We start from the raw sequence: 16,450 nt of genomic DNA, 5'->3' as shown, positions 1-16,450 counted from the left end.
ATCACGTAAACTAGCGCCGAAATAAGCCATCCGCATTAAGCATGAACCCACGCACCGCCCAGGTTGAGCGCAATACGCTCGAAACCCAGATCAAAGTTTCCATTAATCTCGACGGTAACGGCACAGCCGCGTTTACTACCGGCTTGCCGTTTTTGGATCACATGCTGGATCAGATAGCCAGACACGGCTTGATAGACATGGAGATCGTGTCCCATGGCGATCTGCATATCGATGCCCATCACAGTGTGGAAGACATCGGCATTACGCTCGGTCAAGCCTTTGCCAAAGCGCTGGGCGATAAAAAAGGCATTTATCGCTATGGTCACGCCTATTGCCCGCTGGATGAATCCTTGTCGCGGGTGGTAATAGATTTTTCCGGCCGACCCGGTTTGTTCTACCAAGTGGAATTCAAACGCGCCTTTATCGGCAGCTTTGACGTTGATTTGTTCAAAGAGTTTTTCCAGGGCTTTGTCAATCATGCCGGCGTGACTTTGCACATCGATAACCTGAAGGGTGGCAATGCCCATCATATTGCCGAAACCGTATTCAAGGCATTCGGCCGGGCCGTGCGGATGGCAATTAGTCACGACGAGAGGATGGCTGGCATCATGCCTTCGACTAAAGGCAGTCTATAATTTCCACACTTTTCGCCTAGAAACCCCGACCTTGTATCTCTAGTTTTATGTCATCAGTAGCCGTTATCGATTACGGAATGGGAAATCTGCATTCCATTGCCAAAGCGCTTCAACATGCCGATAGCCGGGTAAACGTGCAAATAACGGCCGATGCCATGGTGATTCGCTCGGCGGATCGCGTGGTATTTCCGGGGGTCGGCGCGATACGCGATTGTATGCAAGCCTTGAACGAGAGTGGTTTGGCGGATGTGATCCGCGAAGTAGCGCAAAGCAAACCTTTTCTGGGCATCTGCCTGGGTATGCAGGCCTTGCTGACCGACAGCGAGGAAAATGACGGTATTGCCTGTCTGAATATATTCCCCGGTCATGCCCGCCGTTTTGCCGATCAAATGCTGGACGGTGATGGCAATGTGCTGAAAATTCCACACATGGGCTGGAATCAGGTCAAACAAACTCCACATCCGCTCTGGCAGGATATTCCTGATCATAGCCGCTTTTATTTCGTACACAGCTATTATGCGGCTCCGGATGATCAGCGCGACAGTGCTGCCACCGCCGATTATCCGCAAGCATTTACCTGCGCACTGGCAAAAGATAATAAATTTGCCGTGCAATTTCATCCCGAAAAAAGCCAGACCGTCGGCTTGCAGCTATTGCAAAACTTCCTGGCCTGGGATGGAAACGCGTAACTCCCCAACCCTTAGACGTTGGCTTTACTAACCTTTAGATTTAGTGTTTTAACTGTCGAGATTTAAATATGTTGCTGATACCCGCAATTGACTTGAAGGAAGGAAAATGTGTCCGTTTGCGCCAGGGTCGTATGGAAGACGATACCGTATTCTCGGACGATCCGGTGGCTGTGGCCGGGCGCTGGGTTGAAGCAGGGGCAAAACGATTGCACCTAGTCGATTTAGACGGTGCCTTCGCCGGTAAACCGAAAAATGCCCAGGTTATTAACGCCATCGTCCAGGCTTATCCCGATGTGCCGGTGCAAATCGGCGGCGGTATCCGCGACGAAGACACCATCCAGGCTTACCTGGAAGCCGGCGTACAGTACGTAATTATCGGCACCAAGGCCGTCAGCGAACCGCATTTCGTGCGCGACGTATCGATTGAGTTTCCCGGCCACATCATCATCGGCCTGGATGCCCGTGACGGCAAAGTAGCGATCGACGGTTGGTCGAAACTGTCCCGCCACGACGTGATTGACCTAGCGCAAAAATTTGAGTCCAACGGCGTTGCTGCCATCATCTACACCGATATTTCCCGCGACGGCATGATGCAAGGCGTCAATGTCGAAGCGACCGCCAAATTGGCGCGTTCGGTTCACATTCCTATCATCGCCTCGGGCGGCATTACAAACTTGGACGATATTCGCGCACTTGGCGCTGTGGCACACGAAGGCATCATGGGTGCCATTACTGGCCGCGCCATTTACGAAGGCACACTGGATTTTGCCGAAGGCGAAAAGCTCGCCGAGTCTTTCGGCGGAGCCGATGTCTGAGCTATTAGCCGTTAAATCGTAAACCATGAGCTTAGCCAAACGTATTATTCCTTGCCTGGATGTCGATAACGGCCGCGTCGTTAAAGGCGTGAAGTTTGTCGACATCCGCGATGCCGGTGATCCGGTGGAAATTGCTCGTCGCTACGATAGAGAAGGTGCCGACGAAATCACTTTTCTGGACATCACCGCCACCCACGACAACCGCGACACCATCGTCCATGTGGTCGAACAGGTCGCCAGCGAAGTATTCATACCGCTGACCGTGGGCGGTGGCATCCGGGTGTTGGAAGACATCCGCCGTATGCTTAATGCCGGCGCGGACAAGGTCGGTATCAACAGCGCGGCAGTATTTCGGCCGGAGTTTGTTAAGGAAGCGGCCGAAAAGTTTGGTTCGCAATGTATCGTGGTGGCTATCGACGCCAAAAAAGTCAGTCAGGAAGGCGAGGAAAGCCGTTGGGAAATCTTTACCCACGGCGGCCGCAAACCGACTGGCATCAATGCGGTCGAGTGGGCTGTCAGAATGAAAGACTACGGCGCGGGTGAAATTTTATTGACCAGCATGGACCGCGACGGCACCAAATCCGGCTTTGACTTGGCCTTGACCCGGGCGATCAGCGAAGCGGTCAGTATTCCGGTTATTGCCTCCGGCGGCGTCGGCAATCTGGACCATCTAGCCGATGGCATTACCCAAGGTAAAGCCGATGCGGTTTTGGCCGCCAGCATTTTCCATTTTGCCGAATACACGATAGAGCAAGCCAAAAAACACATGCAAGCCAGAGGTATAGAGGTGCGCTTATGAGTGAAAGTTGGTTGGAGGAAATCCAGTGGACCGAAGACGGTTTGGTGCCGGTCATTGCCCAACAGCACGATAGCGGCCGGGTGGTGATGTTTGCCTGGATGAATCGTGAGTCTTTGGCTTTAACCGCAGCCGAAGGCTATGCTGTCTACTGGTCGCGCTCCCGCAACCGATTATGGCGCAAGGGCGAAGAGTCCGGGCATAGACAAAAAGTCATCGACATGCAATTGGATTGCGATGCTGATGTAATATTGCTTAAAATTGAGCAGGAAGGCGGTATCGCCTGTCATACCGGTCGGGAAAGCTGCTTTTACCGCAGCCTGAAAGATGCTGAATGGCAAACCACCGAGTCGGTACTGAAAGACCCCAAAGCCATCTACAAATAGACAATCACACGCCGGCATAGCTCAGCAGGTAGAGCAGCGCACTCGTAACGCGAAGGTCGTAGGTTCGATTCCTATTGCCGGCACCATTTAAATCACACGCTACCCTTTTCAGACATTTGCAAAAGTTGCTTAGTGATACCCACGGGCAAAGCTCCGGGATGGTTGAGAAAGCCTGCAAAATTGCAGAGGGTGTATAGACTTATGCCATCTTGCTCGGTCAGTCGGTTTGTCCCTCGCCGGCGGCTGATTAAACAGCTATTTTTTAGCGCCGTCCGGACGCTTTAAATCCTGACATTTTATCCGAAGGTGTTCTAATCCTTCCCTTGCACTATACAGAGACAATACATTTTGAGTTTAAATAGTTACCAGTCGGTTGATCGCGAACAATTAGCCAAAGACATCAGTCAAATTCACAAACAAGCGTTAGCCGATATTGGTCCTGCCGATTTCGAACATTTAAAAAAAGTCGAACGCTGGGGAAAGGTTTGCTCTCTCATTGGTTACGCGACCGCCTGGATTTTCCCCAACCCGATTTCCGCATTGTTGATCAGTCAAGGTAGTTTTTCCCGCTGGACCGGGGTGGGTCATCCCATCGTGCATAAAGCCTTCGATAAAATGCGGGACGTGGACAAAAACTACACCAGCAAGAAGTTTGCACAGGGTTGGCGGCGGTTTTTGGATTGGCCGGATTGGATGACCCCGGCCGGTTGGCATCACGAACACGACTTATTGCATCATTACAATCTGGGTGAGGAGACCGATCCCAACAATGCCCAGCACAACATGGAATGGTTGCGGCAATCCAAACTGCCGATGTGGCAGCGCTATGCCATTGTGGCGTTTTTTTCCGGTATCTGGAAAATCATTTATTACACCCCGCGCACGCACAAAGAATTGGTTTTAAATGCCGCCCGCCTGCAAGGTAAACCCAAGCCCGAGACCACACGTATCGGTGCCTGGAGCCTGTTTACCCCGCAAGGTAAGGCGCTATGGCTGCAAAGCGTATTGCCGTATAGCGCGTATCGTTTTGTACTAATACCGCTGCTGTTTTTACCGTTGGGTGCGTTTGCCGCTGTCAGCGTATTGATCAATTCGATTCTGGCGGAAATTTTCACCAATATGCATAGCTTTCTGGTGATGATCCCCAATCATGCCGGCGACGACGTGATGATGTTCGATGAAAAATCGCATAGTAAAGGCGAGTTTTATCTGCGGCAGATTTTGGGTTCGGTGAATTATCCAACCGGGTCTAATTTCAACGACTTTTTCTACGGCTGGTTGAATTATCAAATTGAGCACCATTTATGGCCGGATTTGCCGCTAAGCCAATACCAAAAATTGCAGCCGCAAGTGAAAGCGCTGTGCGCAAAACATAATATTCCTTACTGCCAGGAATCGGTATTTAAACGCATGCTGAAAGCCGCGGATATTATGGTAGGCAAAACCTCAATGCTAAAGCCGGCTGCTGTTTAATACGTCCAGCGCGAGTCGTTCAAATAATCCACGGAATCAAACTTTATGTTTCAGGCGAAGTGCCTATGCGATTCTGGGTGACTGGCGATGCGCGCTAATTTATGTCAATGCAGTTAATCTGCCCACAAACGAGTGTAATCAACGAAAATACTATGAGCGATATCAGAGATACCAAACCCGAACCCATCGCAGCAAAACCAAACTGGAATTACGACTCGTACTTTCTAGCCCAGCTTGAACGGATCAATCAGCAGACCGCTATTAAGAAGCCGAAAAAACGCGTTGTCGATGCCGCCCCGAAAGACGATGCCGATGCGGTGGACGACCAGAATAAATAGTTAATCCGCGTAAACCGTGCAACGCGGTTTAGTCGGGTTATGCAGCCCTTTTGCGAAAGGACTGCCAGCCGTTTTTTGTTCACTCATTCAGGCAAGATCCACCTGATTTTTCTGCGTCTATCGTGTCGTAAAAAGTGGCGATAAACCTGGTGAGGTGGTGCTTTCTCTATTTGCCGGGATTAGTTTGGTCATTGGCATGCCGCGCAAGGATGGTAGCCGTTCAGCATTGCAAAGGGTTTCATCCCTTTTGCCAAAGCGGCTGTACGAAACTGAATGAAAATGTGCAAACGGGCTACACAATTTTCCATATCGCAGTAATATCGTTACGTAAAGAGTCTGTCGGAGAGCAAAATGTATTGTCCAAATTGTGGAAAACAAAATCCGGAAAATGCGAATTTCTGCCTTGAGTGTGGCGCCGCCATGCAATCGAATACCGGCTATCGCGGGCCAGTGACTAACGGACGGGATATGACGTTTACCGAATCGGTGTCCGGCTGTTTTGCAAAGGCATTTGTTTTTACAGGCAGAGCATCACGCGCTGAATACTGGTGGTTTGCGCTTTTCACGCTATTGGTATCGATGATGGCGGGGATCATAGATCAATCGTCCTACGGCGAGCCAGCAACCGTCACAGCGATCACCAACTTGGTAATTTTATTTCCATCGTTGGCTGTTAATATCCGCCGATTACACGATACCGGGCATAGCGGCTGGTGGTATCTGATTATTCTGACCATCATCGGCATCATTCCGTATTTCATCTGGATGGTGTCAAAAGGCGATGACCGTGCAAACGAGTACGGGGCGCCTGTTTAACACCGCTTCATTATTTTAAATTTCGTCGATCAGTCAATTAGCCTGGATGATGACCAATATTGCGTTGTCCGCATCGTTAATATTGAACATTATTTTGGTCGGGCTGCTGGTATTCAATGCCAGAAAAACTCGACGCAAAAATCAAAATCAAAAACAGCTCGCTCTTAGAACGCCTGCCAATGTAAGGACAATTTCCTGTCCATCCTGCGCGCAGCACATTAAATTTACGTTGCCCATCGAGAGTAATAAAGCGCGATGCCGAAAGTGTCATGCACAATTCAAATTGGACATCGACGAACATCGCAATGTGTATATAACCGAAATAAAACTACCTGAAGACGATCAACACATCAAATCGTTAGCGGATTGTTATTTAATTCTCGGCCTGACTGCTGATGCCATACCGATAGACATCAAAGCGGCATACAAAAAGAAAATTTCCGAATACCACCCGGACCGAGTCGGCGTGTTTGGCGAAAAAATCAAACAACTCGCCGAGGAAGAAACCCGACAAATCAACGCCGCCTACGCCATGCTGCAAGAGCAGGGCATGGTGTGACATCGCCAAACCGAATTCTGGCTTATTGGCGTTGACGCCTGCTGGATGGTCCTCGCTGTGTTGCGTTTCCTATTGATTCGTGGCGCTGGTGCAAGTGTCGAGGCATGGAATACGGTGGGTATTCTGCCGGATCGGGTATTTCTGATCGGCTTGCCGGTAGGGAAATTGCTAAAATGGCTCGTTGGCAGGCGAAGTGGATGATTTCCGGTATTCGTTGATTCGGTTTGTATTAGCTCGGTTCCCCGGGATTAGAAGAGGAATTTATATGATGTTGCAGCGAGGCTTCGCCAAAGTTACCAGGGTGGATGCGCCGGAGATGATGGCCTTAAGCGGCCGCAAATGCAGCGGACTTGCTGTTGTCATTAACTTGATATGAATAATATTCCACCCAAACGCGGCCTGGGTCGCGGGCTTGAGGCTCTATTAATCGATATGCCGGCTAAATCGGCAGCGGATAAACCAAGCATTAAAGCTGATGCCGTTCCGGTGCGAGTCGTCCGCCAGGAAAATAGCGATTTGCTTCAAGAAGCCGAAGCCTTAAAGAGCTTGTTGGAGGAACTTGAAAACGTGTTGAGTGACTTCAATCCGGATTCGCCTATCTATTAGTCTTTAAATATCGCCGCGCCCGCAACGGCCGGAGGCTTGCGGCCATATAGGATTTCCGCGTTCGCGGGAATGAGGAATCCAGAGCCGTTATGGGCGGGGCAAATAGTATTCACCCAGGTCTAGTTATCCCCGCTGCCCCATTCAGGCTACTTTCGTCGAAGCCTGAACTGGTTCGCCCTTCGATAGACTCAGTGCCTGCCCTCATTAAAGTCGACGGTATTTAGGGGCCATGGTAATAAACACCCCTGGCGCTGCGTCACGGAAGCGGGTTTGCGGGCATGGCAAAGAGTATTTGCTATTAGAGGCCTCTCGGTACCTTGGTACGCAGAGTCAAGATAGGGTAGGAAACATGTCAAATGGCGCGCCCGAGAGGATTCGAACCTCTGGCCTCAGCCTCCGGAGGGCTGCGCTCTATCCAGCTGAGCTACGGGCGCAATGTGATTTGCGGTCAAGCGGTGTAGGCTTTTTACCCTAATCTTGAAAACCTAAGAGGATTTACTTTCAGGATACGTATCGGCCACTGGGCCGAATCGGGTAAGCGCGCCATTATAAGATTAAATGCCGTTAAAGTCATTGCCAATCCGGGTTTAAACGGTGGTTTTTCCTTTATTAAGTTTCGCCAGCAGCTGTTTTTGTCGATTCAGCCGTTCGGACTTTTCCGCTTCCGCCCGGGTTTGGCGCTGGTTTTTGGCTTGGTGACGCTGTCTGGATTGGTCCGCATTATCGGCGGTCCATTCGGCGTTTGCCGGGATCATGCTGATGCAGTTGACCGGGCAGGGGGCAATACATAATTCGCAGCCGGTACATAAGGCGGCGATGACAGTATGCATGTGCTTGGATGCACCCAGGATGGCGTCGGTCGGGCAAGGCGGCAGACATTTTGTGCAGCCTATGCAAGCTGCCTCATCTATCACGGCTACGTGTAGTGGGCGATGGACACCGAATGTCGGATTCAAAGGCTTGACGGTTACGGTTAATAAATCGGCCAGCAATTGGATCCCATGGTCGCCGCCGGGCGGGCATTGGTTGATGTCCGCTTCGCCACTAGCGATAGCTTCCGCATAAGGCCGGCAGCCCTGATAGCCGCATTTACGGCATTGGGTTTGCGGTAGTAGTGCGTCGATTTGTTCGGCCAGGGATGTCGCGTTTTGTTCGCTCATAGCCAATTGTTAAGCTGGCCCTTAAATACCGTTAGCCTGCCGAAGGGCAGCAGCCTGGGCTTCGACGCGCTCAGCCCGAGTGGGATACCCGTGATAAATAGAGCCGGACTAATAATGATCAATCTCCACTGCTTTGCCTTACTTAACCCGCATGCCCGGCTGTGCGCCTTGGTCCGGCGATAACACCCAGATGTCTTTGCCGCCGGGGCCAGCCGCCAGCACCATGCCTTCCGAGGTGCCGAAGCGCATTTTGCGCGGCTTCAGATTAGCCACTACCACGGTCAGTTTGCCTTCCAATTCTTCCGGGGCGTAGGCCGATTTAATGCCGGCGAAAATATTACGAGTTTCGTCGCCCAGATCGACAGTGAGTTGCAGCAGTTTCTCCGCGCCTTCCACCGATTCGGCTTTGACGATGCGAGCGATGCGTAAGTCGATCTTGGCGAAGTCTTCGATTTCGATGGCTTCGGCGATGGGTTCGGCTATGGCTTTTGCCACTTGCTCCGGGTTTGTGGTCACGGCGGCAACTGGTTTGGCTGGCTTAGCTGTTACCGGCGGGGTTTTTTCCAGGTTTTCCTTGGAGGCTTCCACAATCGCGGCGATTTTGTCTGGCTCTACCCGGGTCATCAACGGTGTAAAGCTATTGATTTTATGGCCGAGCAGCGGCTGGGCATCGCTCGGCCAGGTTTGCGCCGGGATGTTTAAAAAGCTCTCGGCGTTGCTTGCCAGCGTTGGAATGACCGGGCGCAGATAAACGACCAGCAGCCGAAACAGGTTGACGCCCATGCTGCATACCGCGTGCAACTCGGCGTCACGGCCTTCTTCTTTAGCGATCAGCCAGGGTTTTTTCTCGTCGATGTATTGGTTGGCCTTGTCTGCCAGTGCCATGATTTCCCGCATCGCTTTGCCGAATTCGCGGCTTTCATACAGATCGGCGATGGTGCTGTTAGCGTCGACAAACTGTTGGAATAAGGCCGGCTCGGCGCATTCCGCCGAAAGTACGCCGTCGAAACGCTTGGCGATGAAGCCACTGCAGCGGCTGGCGATGTTGACTACTTTGCCGACCAGATCGGAGTTGACGCGTTGGCTGAAGTCGTCGAAGTTTAAATCAATGTCATCGACGCCGGCGCTGAGTTTGGCGGCGAAGTAATAGCGCAGATATTCGGGATTCAGATGGTCCAGGTAGGTGCGGGCCTTGATGAAGGTGCCGCGCGATTTGGACATTTTCTCGCCGTTGACGGTTAAAAAGCCGTGGGCGAAAATCGCGCTGGGCGTTCTAAAGTCTGCGCCGTGCAGCATGGCCGGCCAGAACAGGGCGTGGAAATAAATGATGTCCTTGCCGATGAAATGGTACAGCTCGGTGGTGCTGTCTTTTTGCCAAAACTGGTCGAAATCCAGGCTCTGGCGGTCGCAGAAATGCTTGAAGCTGGCCATGTAACCGATGGGTGCATCCAGCCAGACGTAGAAATACTTGCCCGGCGCGTCTGGAATTTCGAAACCAAAATACGGCGCATCGCGGGAGATGTCCCATTGCTGCAAACCGTTCTCCAGCCATTCGGCCATCTTGTTGCTGACTTCCGGTTGCAAGTGGCCGGCGGTGGTCCAGTCGCGCAGCATCTCGGCAAAATGGCCGAGTTCGAAGAAATAGTGCTCGGAATCTTTTTCGATGGGGCGCTCACCGGAGATCGCTGAAACGGCGTTTTTCAGTTCGGTGGGCGAATAGGTGGCGCCGCAGGCTTCGCAGCTGTCGCCGTATTGATCGGCCGCGCCGCATTTCGGGCATTCGCCTTTAATGAAACGGTCCGGCAGAAACATGTTTTTCACCGGATCGTAAGCCTGGGTGATGCTACGTTGGCTGATATGACCACCGTCGCGCAGGCGTTTGTAGATCAGCGCTGAGAATTCTTTGTTTTCCGGCGAATGGGTGCTGTGGTATTGATCGAACGCGACACCAAATTCCTGGAAATCGGCGCGATGCTGTTTTTCCACGTCGGCGATCAGTTGTTCCGGGGTAATGCCTTCCTTGTCCGCGCGCAGCATGATCGGCGTGCCGTGGGTGTCGTCGGCGCAAACGTAGTAACAATTGTGCCCGCGTTGTTTCTGGAACCGTACCCAGATGTCGGTTTGGATGTATTCGACGAGGTGGCCTAAATGAATCGGGCCATTGGCATACGGCAGGGCGCTGGTAACAAGGATTTTTCGGTTAGACATGGGGTTAAAACAGCCTGGGAAAATGAGGGCGGATTATGGCATAAATCGCCAGGGCTTTCATGGTTTGGGCAGCGGTTTGCCGATTGCTGGTGGGTTACCCGGATGCGGGGGCGCGGGATGTTTGGTAATAGGGATCAGTAAGGTACAATCCCAATCAAGCCTCCAGCTTAAGCGCTATACCGTCCGGCATGGCATACTAAAGTCGGATCGGCCTTAGCCCTTTTTGAACCACTTAAACTTATAAGAAGAGGTAACATCATGAGAAAAACGTTGTTTCTGGCCATCGCGATGCTGGCTTCCGGTACTGCTACGGCGGCTACTGATCATTATCTGTTGCGCGACGGCAATCATGTACAGCATTTGAAGGTCACGACCTTAGGTAAAGAAATTAACGCCACGGTGGATGTGGATTTCGAACCCAATCCCGATGAAGCCGGCAAGCACGCCTGTTCCGCAACGGTATCCGATGAAGCCAAAAGTGTCGGTGAGAACGAATTGGTATTGAAAAAACATATTGAGGGCGAAGCGCGCTCTTGCTCAATCAAGATTCATCTGGCGCCTAACGGTGCCAAGCTGGAGCAATCGGACGAATGCAATTATTTCGCAGCCGGTATCTGCAGTTTCTCCAGCAATGGTAAGGAACTGGTCAAAATCAAATAAATCCCTGGCGCAATGGCTTTGGCTTATTGCGCCGTCTTCTCTTTTCTCCAACAAACCTGTCCGGGCTGACCCGCTGTCTTTTGTTGGGATTTGCTATTAACGCTTTTTGTCAGCTGCATTTGGGGTTTTTTGTGCAAAATTGTGTGATATGCCGCACTGTAGAGACATATTGTCGCGCGGCAATCGGCCACATTTTAAACGTTAGGATTCTTTGCTAGATTATCGCCAGCTCATGCGGGTTTGCATGGGCTTTAATCGTCCCCCCGATAATCGAAAAGCCAAGGAGTTTTTTATGAAAAAAGCACATATGATGATAGTAGCCGCTGCTGTTGCCGCGCTGGGTTTGACCACGGCGTTGAATGTTACTAATGCGAATGAAGCGGCTGGCGAGGATGTCAAAACCGTCGCCTGGTATGTAGCTAACATTAAGGAAGCTCGCGCCCAAAACCAAGCCTGTCACGATGACCCGGCTATTCAAGGTAGCGCCAATTGCGCTAATTCCTTGCACGCGTTGGAAATTACCTTCAAAGGCGGCAACTGATACTTGTTAAATCTATCCGGTTCAATCACTTGCCGGCCAAGACTTTACGATATGATTCATCCAGTTCTTAAATATCGTCGCTCCTGCGAAGGCGGGAATCCAGTGGCTATGCTGGATTCGCTGAGTGCTCATAACGGTGGCGACCTTCTCGGGAATGACGAATCCAGGGAGTTTAAGAGTCGGTTTGATAGAGGGTTTTGAATGGTTTGGTTTGAACCAAGATAGTTGTTTTTGGCGGGCACTGCCGCCTGTTTTGTGACCGGGCAATCCCCTTAATCGATTGTCCGGATAGCGTTTACCGGTTTGCTTGGTTGCCTCGTTCTTTAACTAAGCAAGCCGGCAAACGCAATGCAAACTCCCGCTTTCCGAGGGCTTTCTTTAGCCGCTACGGATGAATACTCCGCTAAAGCGCATGATTTTAGCGGTACTTTTAAATCCTCCTTTCTCCCTTCTCATAACCTGTGGCAGAGCGGTAAGCGAAGCCTACAAGCTGGTGTCGGCGGCTGCTGAAATAATTCCCAAAGCTGAAAATCTGCTAAATTAACCTTTCAATTTGTCAGATAATTCGATCTTTAGACCATGTATAAAGCCAGCCAAAATCAAATTCATATTTCGGCCAACTTGGGCGAATACGCTATTCCACCGTTAAAAGACATGTTGGTGCTAGGTAAGGAGTCACCGATTGGTTGCATCGCCATGCGCCGGGCAATCGAATTATTGGTAAAAGCACCGTTTGAGCATATTGAGTTTGACGACGATGTGATCAGCGATATTTTGGTGAGACAAAGCTTGCTAAAACGCATCAGTAAAGGCGCGTTGATCGACTTTGTGTTGAATCAGATAAAGCCCTTGATGAGTGCCGATGAAATATTGCATGCGGAGATGGATATTTCCGTTCAACTCAATACCAAGCTATGAAACAACTGGCGGTTGGCGATTGTTTATGGCCGCACGTTTCTAGGGTCAAGGAGGAGGATCGTCCTTATAGCGTGGCATGCGATATTGTTTTTGCCGTGTTTCGGGACGCTCCGGCGGAAGAGTTTTGCGGGTTAGCCACCGATCACGATATATCAAAACATCCCAATTGGATTTTTGCGGATTTGGTGGAGCATCGGCCGATGCTTAGTGTCGCTCCCAAGCTTGGCGTCCGCAAAGCCTTAGGTCTGCTGGATGACAATCAGCTGGGCGCCTTGGCTGTGCTCAATAAAGGTCAATTCGTCGGCGTGGTTACCCGGCAAAGTATTTTGGAAGCGCTACTAAACCGCGAACGGCAGTTACTGAAAGAGACTATGCGTCTTAAGATTGCAGCGGAAACCAACCACGAGCAAACTGTCGTGTGGGTCGAACGTTTGGCGGCATTGAACGATGCTGCGCGCAGTTTATTGGGCGTGTTGGCGCACACCTCAATCGAAACCGAGTTATTGCAGGCCGGCATCGATGCGCTTTGCAAGCTATTGGATGCCCGTTATGGCGCTATTGGCATTGTCGACAATGTCGGTGCGATGAATGAATTTATTTATGCCGGAATCAGCGATGAACAGGCTCAGCGCATAGGTCATTTACCGGAAGGCCGGGGCTTGTTGGGGGTTGTGATTGAGGAAAATGTCTCGTTGAGGCTTGCGGATATGGGTAAGGACCCGCGCAGCGCCGGTTTTCCGCCGCATCATCCGCAGATGAAATCCTTATTGGCGGTGCCTATTTCCCACCAAGGCCGGGTGTATGGTCGTATCTATCTCAGCGACAAATACAGTGGCGAGCTGTTTACCAAGAACGATGAAGAGTTGGCGTTGAGTTTTGCGCATTCACTGTCGCTGGTAATCGATAATGCCCGGGAAATTGAGGAAGTGAAACGCGCACGGCAACGCCTGGATTACATTGCCCATTTCGATGCGCTTACCGAGTTGCCGAACCGCACCTTATTAACCGATAGAGCCTTGCAGTTCATTACGCAAGCGCAGCGCAAGAACGAGATTATCGCGTTTCTATTTCTCGATCTGGATAACTTCAAGGCGATCAACGATACCTTTGGGCATGCCGTGGGCGATGAATTGCTTAGAGCTGTTGCCAAGCGAATTGCCGGTTGTTTGAGGGAAGGCGATACACCTTCCAGGATGGGTGGCGATGAGTTTATTGTCATGCTGCCTAACATTGCCGATAGTCTGGATGCCGCCAAAGTGGCCATCAAAATATTACATACCTTGAACGAGCCTTTACAGGTTCATCAGCATCAAATCTATTCCCGGGCCAGTATCGGTATCAGTATTTATCCGGATAATTCGCTTTCGTTTGACGAATTACTGGCGCAGGCCGATTCCGCTTTGTATCACGCCAAAAAACTGGGTAAAAATAATTACCAGTTTTTTACTCCCGAAATGAACAGTGCTGCTCAGCATTATCTGAAGCTGGAGCATCATTTGCGCCAGGCCCTGGAGTTGGACGAGCTGGTATTGCATTATCAGCCGCAGGTGAAAATCGATAATGGTTGCATCATCGGTATGGAGGCTTTGATCCGTTGGCATAATCACGCCATGGGTATCGTCATGCCGGATCAATTCATCAGCTTGGCGGAAGAGACTGGCTTGATCGTCCCGATAGGTGCTTGGGTATTGCGCACCGCATGCAAACAAGCACGGGCCTGGCAGTTGGCCGGGATGCCGATTCGAATTGCGGTCAATTTGTCCGGGCGGCAGTTTCACCGCTTCCAAGATCAGCGCCAGTTGCTGGATGTGGTGTTGGATGTGTTGCAAGAAACCGGGCTTTCGCCGGAGTTGCTGGAGTTGGAGATTACCGAAAGCATCTTGATGCATAAGCTGGATACGACGCTGGACACGCTGAGTCAGATCAAGCAGTTGGGAGTGCGGATTTCGGTGGATGATTTCGGTACCGGTTATTCTTCGTTAAGTTATTTGAAGCGTTTTCCGCTCGATACCTTAAAAATCGATAAATCGTTCGTGAAGGATATTTCCACGGATGCCAACGATAGAGCGATAGTGTCGGCTATTTCGGCAATGGCGGGGCAGCTGAAACTGGAGCTGGTGGCCGAAGGTGTCGAAGATCAGAGTCAGTTGGATTTTTTGGGCGGACAGCAGTGCAATTACGGACAGGGGTATTTTTTCAGCAAACCCGTTCCTGCCGAGCAGGCGTCGGCCTTGTTGCGGCAGTCCTTGCTGGAACGCCAATAAGTCCTGGCTGCACTCAATTTCTTGAAGCCTGCTTCGGATCGATGGCTTTAACGTCCATGTCGAAATTCAATTTGATGCGTTGTGCAACGGTTTTGGCTTCTTTCTTATTCTTAAACGGTCCGGCAACCACTTGAAAGCTACCATCTTTGGCAATTTTACGCGCAGGAATCGGCGGCCCTTGGTGATTGAGCATGGCCGCGAGCTTTTGGGCGTCGGTCTCATTTTCGAAGCTGGCGGCCAGAATCGACCAGTCGTTGTCGCTCAATTCGTCGATGACCGGTTGGCCGAAGAATTGTTCAGGATGGGCAAGTTGCACCGCATCGGCTGTGAGTTCGGGTAGGTCTGCACTGTTCGGCAATACCGGGGTGGGGACGCCGTCGGCCCGTTGTAAAATACGCTCGACTTTGCTCCAGTCAACCGTTGCTTGCTTTTCGGATGCTAGCTGTTGCAATTTTTTCCGAATATCTTTTTGCAGCTGTTTTTGTTGTTTTTCCCATTTGTCTAAGGGCCGATGGGCTTCCAGATAAAGCATGTCATCTTGCCAGGTTGCCATGTACGGCTGGTGGACGATACGAACCGGGGTGCCGACTTCTACTTTGTTGAATAAGACTTCTATATCTTCAGGGTATAGCTGTACGCAGCCATGACTGACTTGTAAACCAATTCCGTAAGGCTTGTTGGTGCCGTGGATCAAATAGCCGCTGAAACCCAAGGGCATGGCGTAGCTGCCCAAGGGGTTGTCCGGGCCGGAACGTATCACTTTTGGTAGCGGGTCGCCCAATGCCTGATGTTCGCGGTGAATCGATTCCGGCACCGTCCAGTCCGGATTGGCCTTTTTTGCGACAATCTGGGTCTGTCCTAACGGTGTGTTCCAGCCTTGGCGGCCAATGCCCACCGGATAAGTCAGCACAGTATTGGCTTGATTTTTGGGGTAATAGAACATGCGCATATTGGCCAGATTTAACACGATGCCTTTGCGCGGGGCGTCGGGGAGTACGAAGCGCAATGGCAGCAACACGGTTTGCTCGGCAGGCAATGTCCAAGGATCGAGATTGGCATTGGCGATGGTAATGTCGTTGTAACCCAAGCCGTAATGGCGGCCGATGTCGGACAGCGTATCGTTTTCGCGGCTGCTGATACTGGCTAGCGTGCCGACCATGCCTTGGCCACTGCTCAGGTTAAACTCATGACTGGCAATATTGTCCGGTTTGGAGTTCCAGACTATGTGTTCCGGCTGATTGTCGGAAAACAACGGTATGCTTTGGCAACCGCTAAGCAAGGCGCTGATGATTGTCGCAACGAATACTAGCGGTATCGGTGAAACAGCACGGTTTTGAATGACTGCTGACATGTTTATGATAGGCGCGGATAGTGACGGAGCTGAATGATTGAAGGTAAGCGATCCAAATTAAAATCAGATGAAGGCAGCATTAAGTCCTAATTAAGAATTAACTATTAAGGCTAATAGTTAAGTCATTACGATAAAGCATTATTCTTAAAGAGAAAACTATTTTTTAACAATGGCGTGGATTTAATGGCAGCCTGTTAAGGTGGTATCATATTCGCACTATTTTACTTGGTTATTA

General features: G+C 50.9%; 18 protein-coding genes and 2 tRNA genes. 15 read left to right on the top strand and 5 right to left on the bottom strand.

Going from position 1 to position 16,450, the window contains the following annotated elements; genetic code table 11:
• Nucleotides 1-41 precede the first annotated feature (41 nt).
• From hisB to EBB_RS00800, 9 genes are all read left to right on the top strand, one after another.
• Nucleotides 42-635 (top strand): imidazoleglycerol-phosphate dehydratase HisB, encoded by a 594-nt coding sequence (gene hisB, locus EBB_RS00840; RefSeq protein WP_192392050.1) that lies wholly within the window; start codon nucleotides 42-44, stop codon nucleotides 633-635.
• 47 nt (nucleotides 636-682) lie between these two features.
• Nucleotides 683-1,324: an imidazole glycerol phosphate synthase subunit HisH gene (gene hisH, locus EBB_RS00835; RefSeq protein ID WP_192392049.1), complete on the top strand. Its 642-nt coding sequence runs from the start codon at nucleotides 683-685 to the stop codon at nucleotides 1,322-1,324.
• A gap of 68 nt (nucleotides 1,325-1,392) precedes the next feature.
• Nucleotides 1,393-2,139 carry a 1-(5-phosphoribosyl)-5-[(5-phosphoribosylamino)methylideneamino]imidazole-4-carboxamide isomerase gene (gene hisA, locus EBB_RS00830; protein ID WP_192392048.1) on the top strand — a complete coding sequence of 249 codons (747 nt, stop codon included), beginning with the start codon at nucleotides 1,393-1,395 and terminating at the stop codon, nucleotides 2,137-2,139.
• A 25-nt stretch (nucleotides 2,140-2,164) separates the two neighbouring features.
• The gene (gene hisF / locus EBB_RS00825) at nucleotides 2,165-2,938 is read left to right on the top strand and encodes an imidazole glycerol phosphate synthase subunit HisF (RefSeq protein ID WP_192392047.1); all 774 of its coding nucleotides are present in this window, start codon (nucleotides 2,165-2,167) and stop codon (nucleotides 2,936-2,938) included.
• Nucleotides 2,935-3,321 carry a phosphoribosyl-AMP cyclohydrolase gene (hisI, locus tag EBB_RS00820; protein ID WP_192392046.1) on the top strand — a complete coding sequence of 129 codons (387 nt, stop codon included), beginning with the start codon at nucleotides 2,935-2,937 and terminating at the stop codon, nucleotides 3,319-3,321. The genes hisF and hisI overlap by 4 nt, the downstream gene beginning before the upstream one ends.
• 10 nt (nucleotides 3,322-3,331) lie before the next feature.
• Nucleotides 3,332-3,407, top strand: a tRNA-Thr gene (locus EBB_RS00815).
• A gap of 262 nt (nucleotides 3,408-3,669) precedes the next feature.
• On the top strand, nucleotides 3,670-4,794 hold the full coding sequence (locus EBB_RS00810) for a fatty acid desaturase family protein (RefSeq protein WP_192392045.1): 1,125 nt from the start codon (nucleotides 3,670-3,672) through the stop codon (nucleotides 4,792-4,794).
• 152 nt (nucleotides 4,795-4,946) lie between these two features.
• On the top strand, nucleotides 4,947-5,132 hold the full coding sequence (locus EBB_RS00805; RefSeq protein WP_192392044.1) for a hypothetical protein: 186 nt from the start codon (nucleotides 4,947-4,949) through the stop codon (nucleotides 5,130-5,132).
• A gap of 351 nt (nucleotides 5,133-5,483) precedes the next feature.
• On the top strand, nucleotides 5,484-5,948 hold the full coding sequence (locus EBB_RS00800; RefSeq protein ID WP_192392043.1) for a DUF805 domain-containing protein: 465 nt from the start codon (nucleotides 5,484-5,486) through the stop codon (nucleotides 5,946-5,948).
• 76 nt (nucleotides 5,949-6,024) lie between these two features.
• Here the strand turns inward: EBB_RS00800 and EBB_RS00795 are convergent, their stop codons facing one another.
• The gene (locus EBB_RS00795; protein WP_192392042.1) at nucleotides 6,025-6,219 is read right to left on the bottom strand and encodes a hypothetical protein; all 195 of its coding nucleotides are present in this window, start codon (nucleotides 6,217-6,219) and stop codon (nucleotides 6,025-6,027) included.
• Nucleotides 6,220-6,231: 12 nt separating this feature from the next.
• Between EBB_RS00795 and EBB_RS00790 the strand changes: the two genes are divergently transcribed.
• Together EBB_RS00790 and EBB_RS00785 are read left to right on the top strand one after the other, a co-directional pair.
• On the top strand, nucleotides 6,232-6,507 hold the full coding sequence (locus tag EBB_RS00790; RefSeq protein ID WP_171696714.1) for a J domain-containing protein: 276 nt from the start codon (nucleotides 6,232-6,234) through the stop codon (nucleotides 6,505-6,507).
• A 372-nt stretch (nucleotides 6,508-6,879) separates the two neighbouring features.
• Nucleotides 6,880-7,113 (top strand): hypothetical protein, encoded by a 234-nt coding sequence (locus tag EBB_RS00785; RefSeq protein WP_192392041.1) that lies wholly within the window; start codon nucleotides 6,880-6,882, stop codon nucleotides 7,111-7,113.
• 357 nt (nucleotides 7,114-7,470) lie between these two features.
• Here the strand turns inward: EBB_RS00785 and EBB_RS00780 are convergent.
• The 3 genes from EBB_RS00780 to metG form a co-directional block, all read right to left on the bottom strand.
• Nucleotides 7,471-7,547: transfer RNA gene (locus tag EBB_RS00780), tRNA-Arg, on the bottom strand.
• Nucleotides 7,548-7,700: 153 nt separating this feature from the next.
• On the bottom strand, nucleotides 7,701-8,273 hold the full coding sequence (locus tag EBB_RS00775) for an RnfABCDGE type electron transport complex subunit B (protein ID WP_192392040.1): 573 nt from the start codon (nucleotides 8,271-8,273) through the stop codon (nucleotides 7,701-7,703).
• A gap of 138 nt (nucleotides 8,274-8,411) precedes the next feature.
• On the bottom strand, nucleotides 8,412-10,481 hold the full coding sequence (gene metG, locus EBB_RS00770; RefSeq protein ID WP_192392039.1) for a methionine--tRNA ligase: 2,070 nt from the start codon (nucleotides 10,479-10,481) through the stop codon (nucleotides 8,412-8,414).
• 258 nt (nucleotides 10,482-10,739) lie between these two features.
• Here metG and EBB_RS00765 point away from each other — a divergent pair, with 258 nt between their 5' ends.
• From EBB_RS00765 to EBB_RS00750, 4 genes are all read left to right on the top strand, one after another.
• Nucleotides 10,740-11,141 carry a hypothetical protein gene (locus EBB_RS00765; RefSeq protein WP_192392038.1) on the top strand — a complete coding sequence of 134 codons (402 nt, stop codon included), beginning with the start codon at nucleotides 10,740-10,742 and terminating at the stop codon, nucleotides 11,139-11,141.
• Between the two features lie 292 nt (nucleotides 11,142-11,433).
• Nucleotides 11,434-11,682, top strand: coding sequence for an EexN family lipoprotein (locus EBB_RS00760; RefSeq protein WP_020484530.1), 249 nt, complete (start codon nucleotides 11,434-11,436; stop codon nucleotides 11,680-11,682).
• Between the two features lie 579 nt (nucleotides 11,683-12,261).
• Nucleotides 12,262-12,600 (top strand): hypothetical protein, encoded by a 339-nt coding sequence (locus EBB_RS00755; RefSeq protein WP_192392037.1) that lies wholly within the window; start codon nucleotides 12,262-12,264, stop codon nucleotides 12,598-12,600.
• Nucleotides 12,597-14,864 (top strand): EAL domain-containing protein, encoded by a 2,268-nt coding sequence (locus EBB_RS00750; protein WP_192392036.1) that lies wholly within the window; start codon nucleotides 12,597-12,599, stop codon nucleotides 14,862-14,864. Before EBB_RS00755 ends, EBB_RS00750 begins: the two co-directional genes overlap by 4 nt.
• Before the next feature lie 13 nt (nucleotides 14,865-14,877).
• Here EBB_RS00750 and EBB_RS00745 read toward each other — a convergent pair whose 3' ends face one another.
• Nucleotides 14,878-16,215, bottom strand: coding sequence for a L,D-transpeptidase family protein (locus tag EBB_RS00745; protein WP_192392035.1), 1,338 nt, complete (start codon nucleotides 16,213-16,215; stop codon nucleotides 14,878-14,880).
• Between the last annotated feature and the right edge of the window lie 235 nt (nucleotides 16,216-16,450).

Origin of the sequence: Methylomonas fluvii (assembly GCF_014850975.1) — a bacterium.
GTDB classification, from domain to species: Bacteria; Pseudomonadota; Gammaproteobacteria; order Methylococcales; family Methylomonadaceae; genus Methylomonas; species Methylomonas fluvii.
Note: the sequence above shows the minus strand (reverse complement) of the source record. Positions and strands in the feature narration are given on the sequence as shown.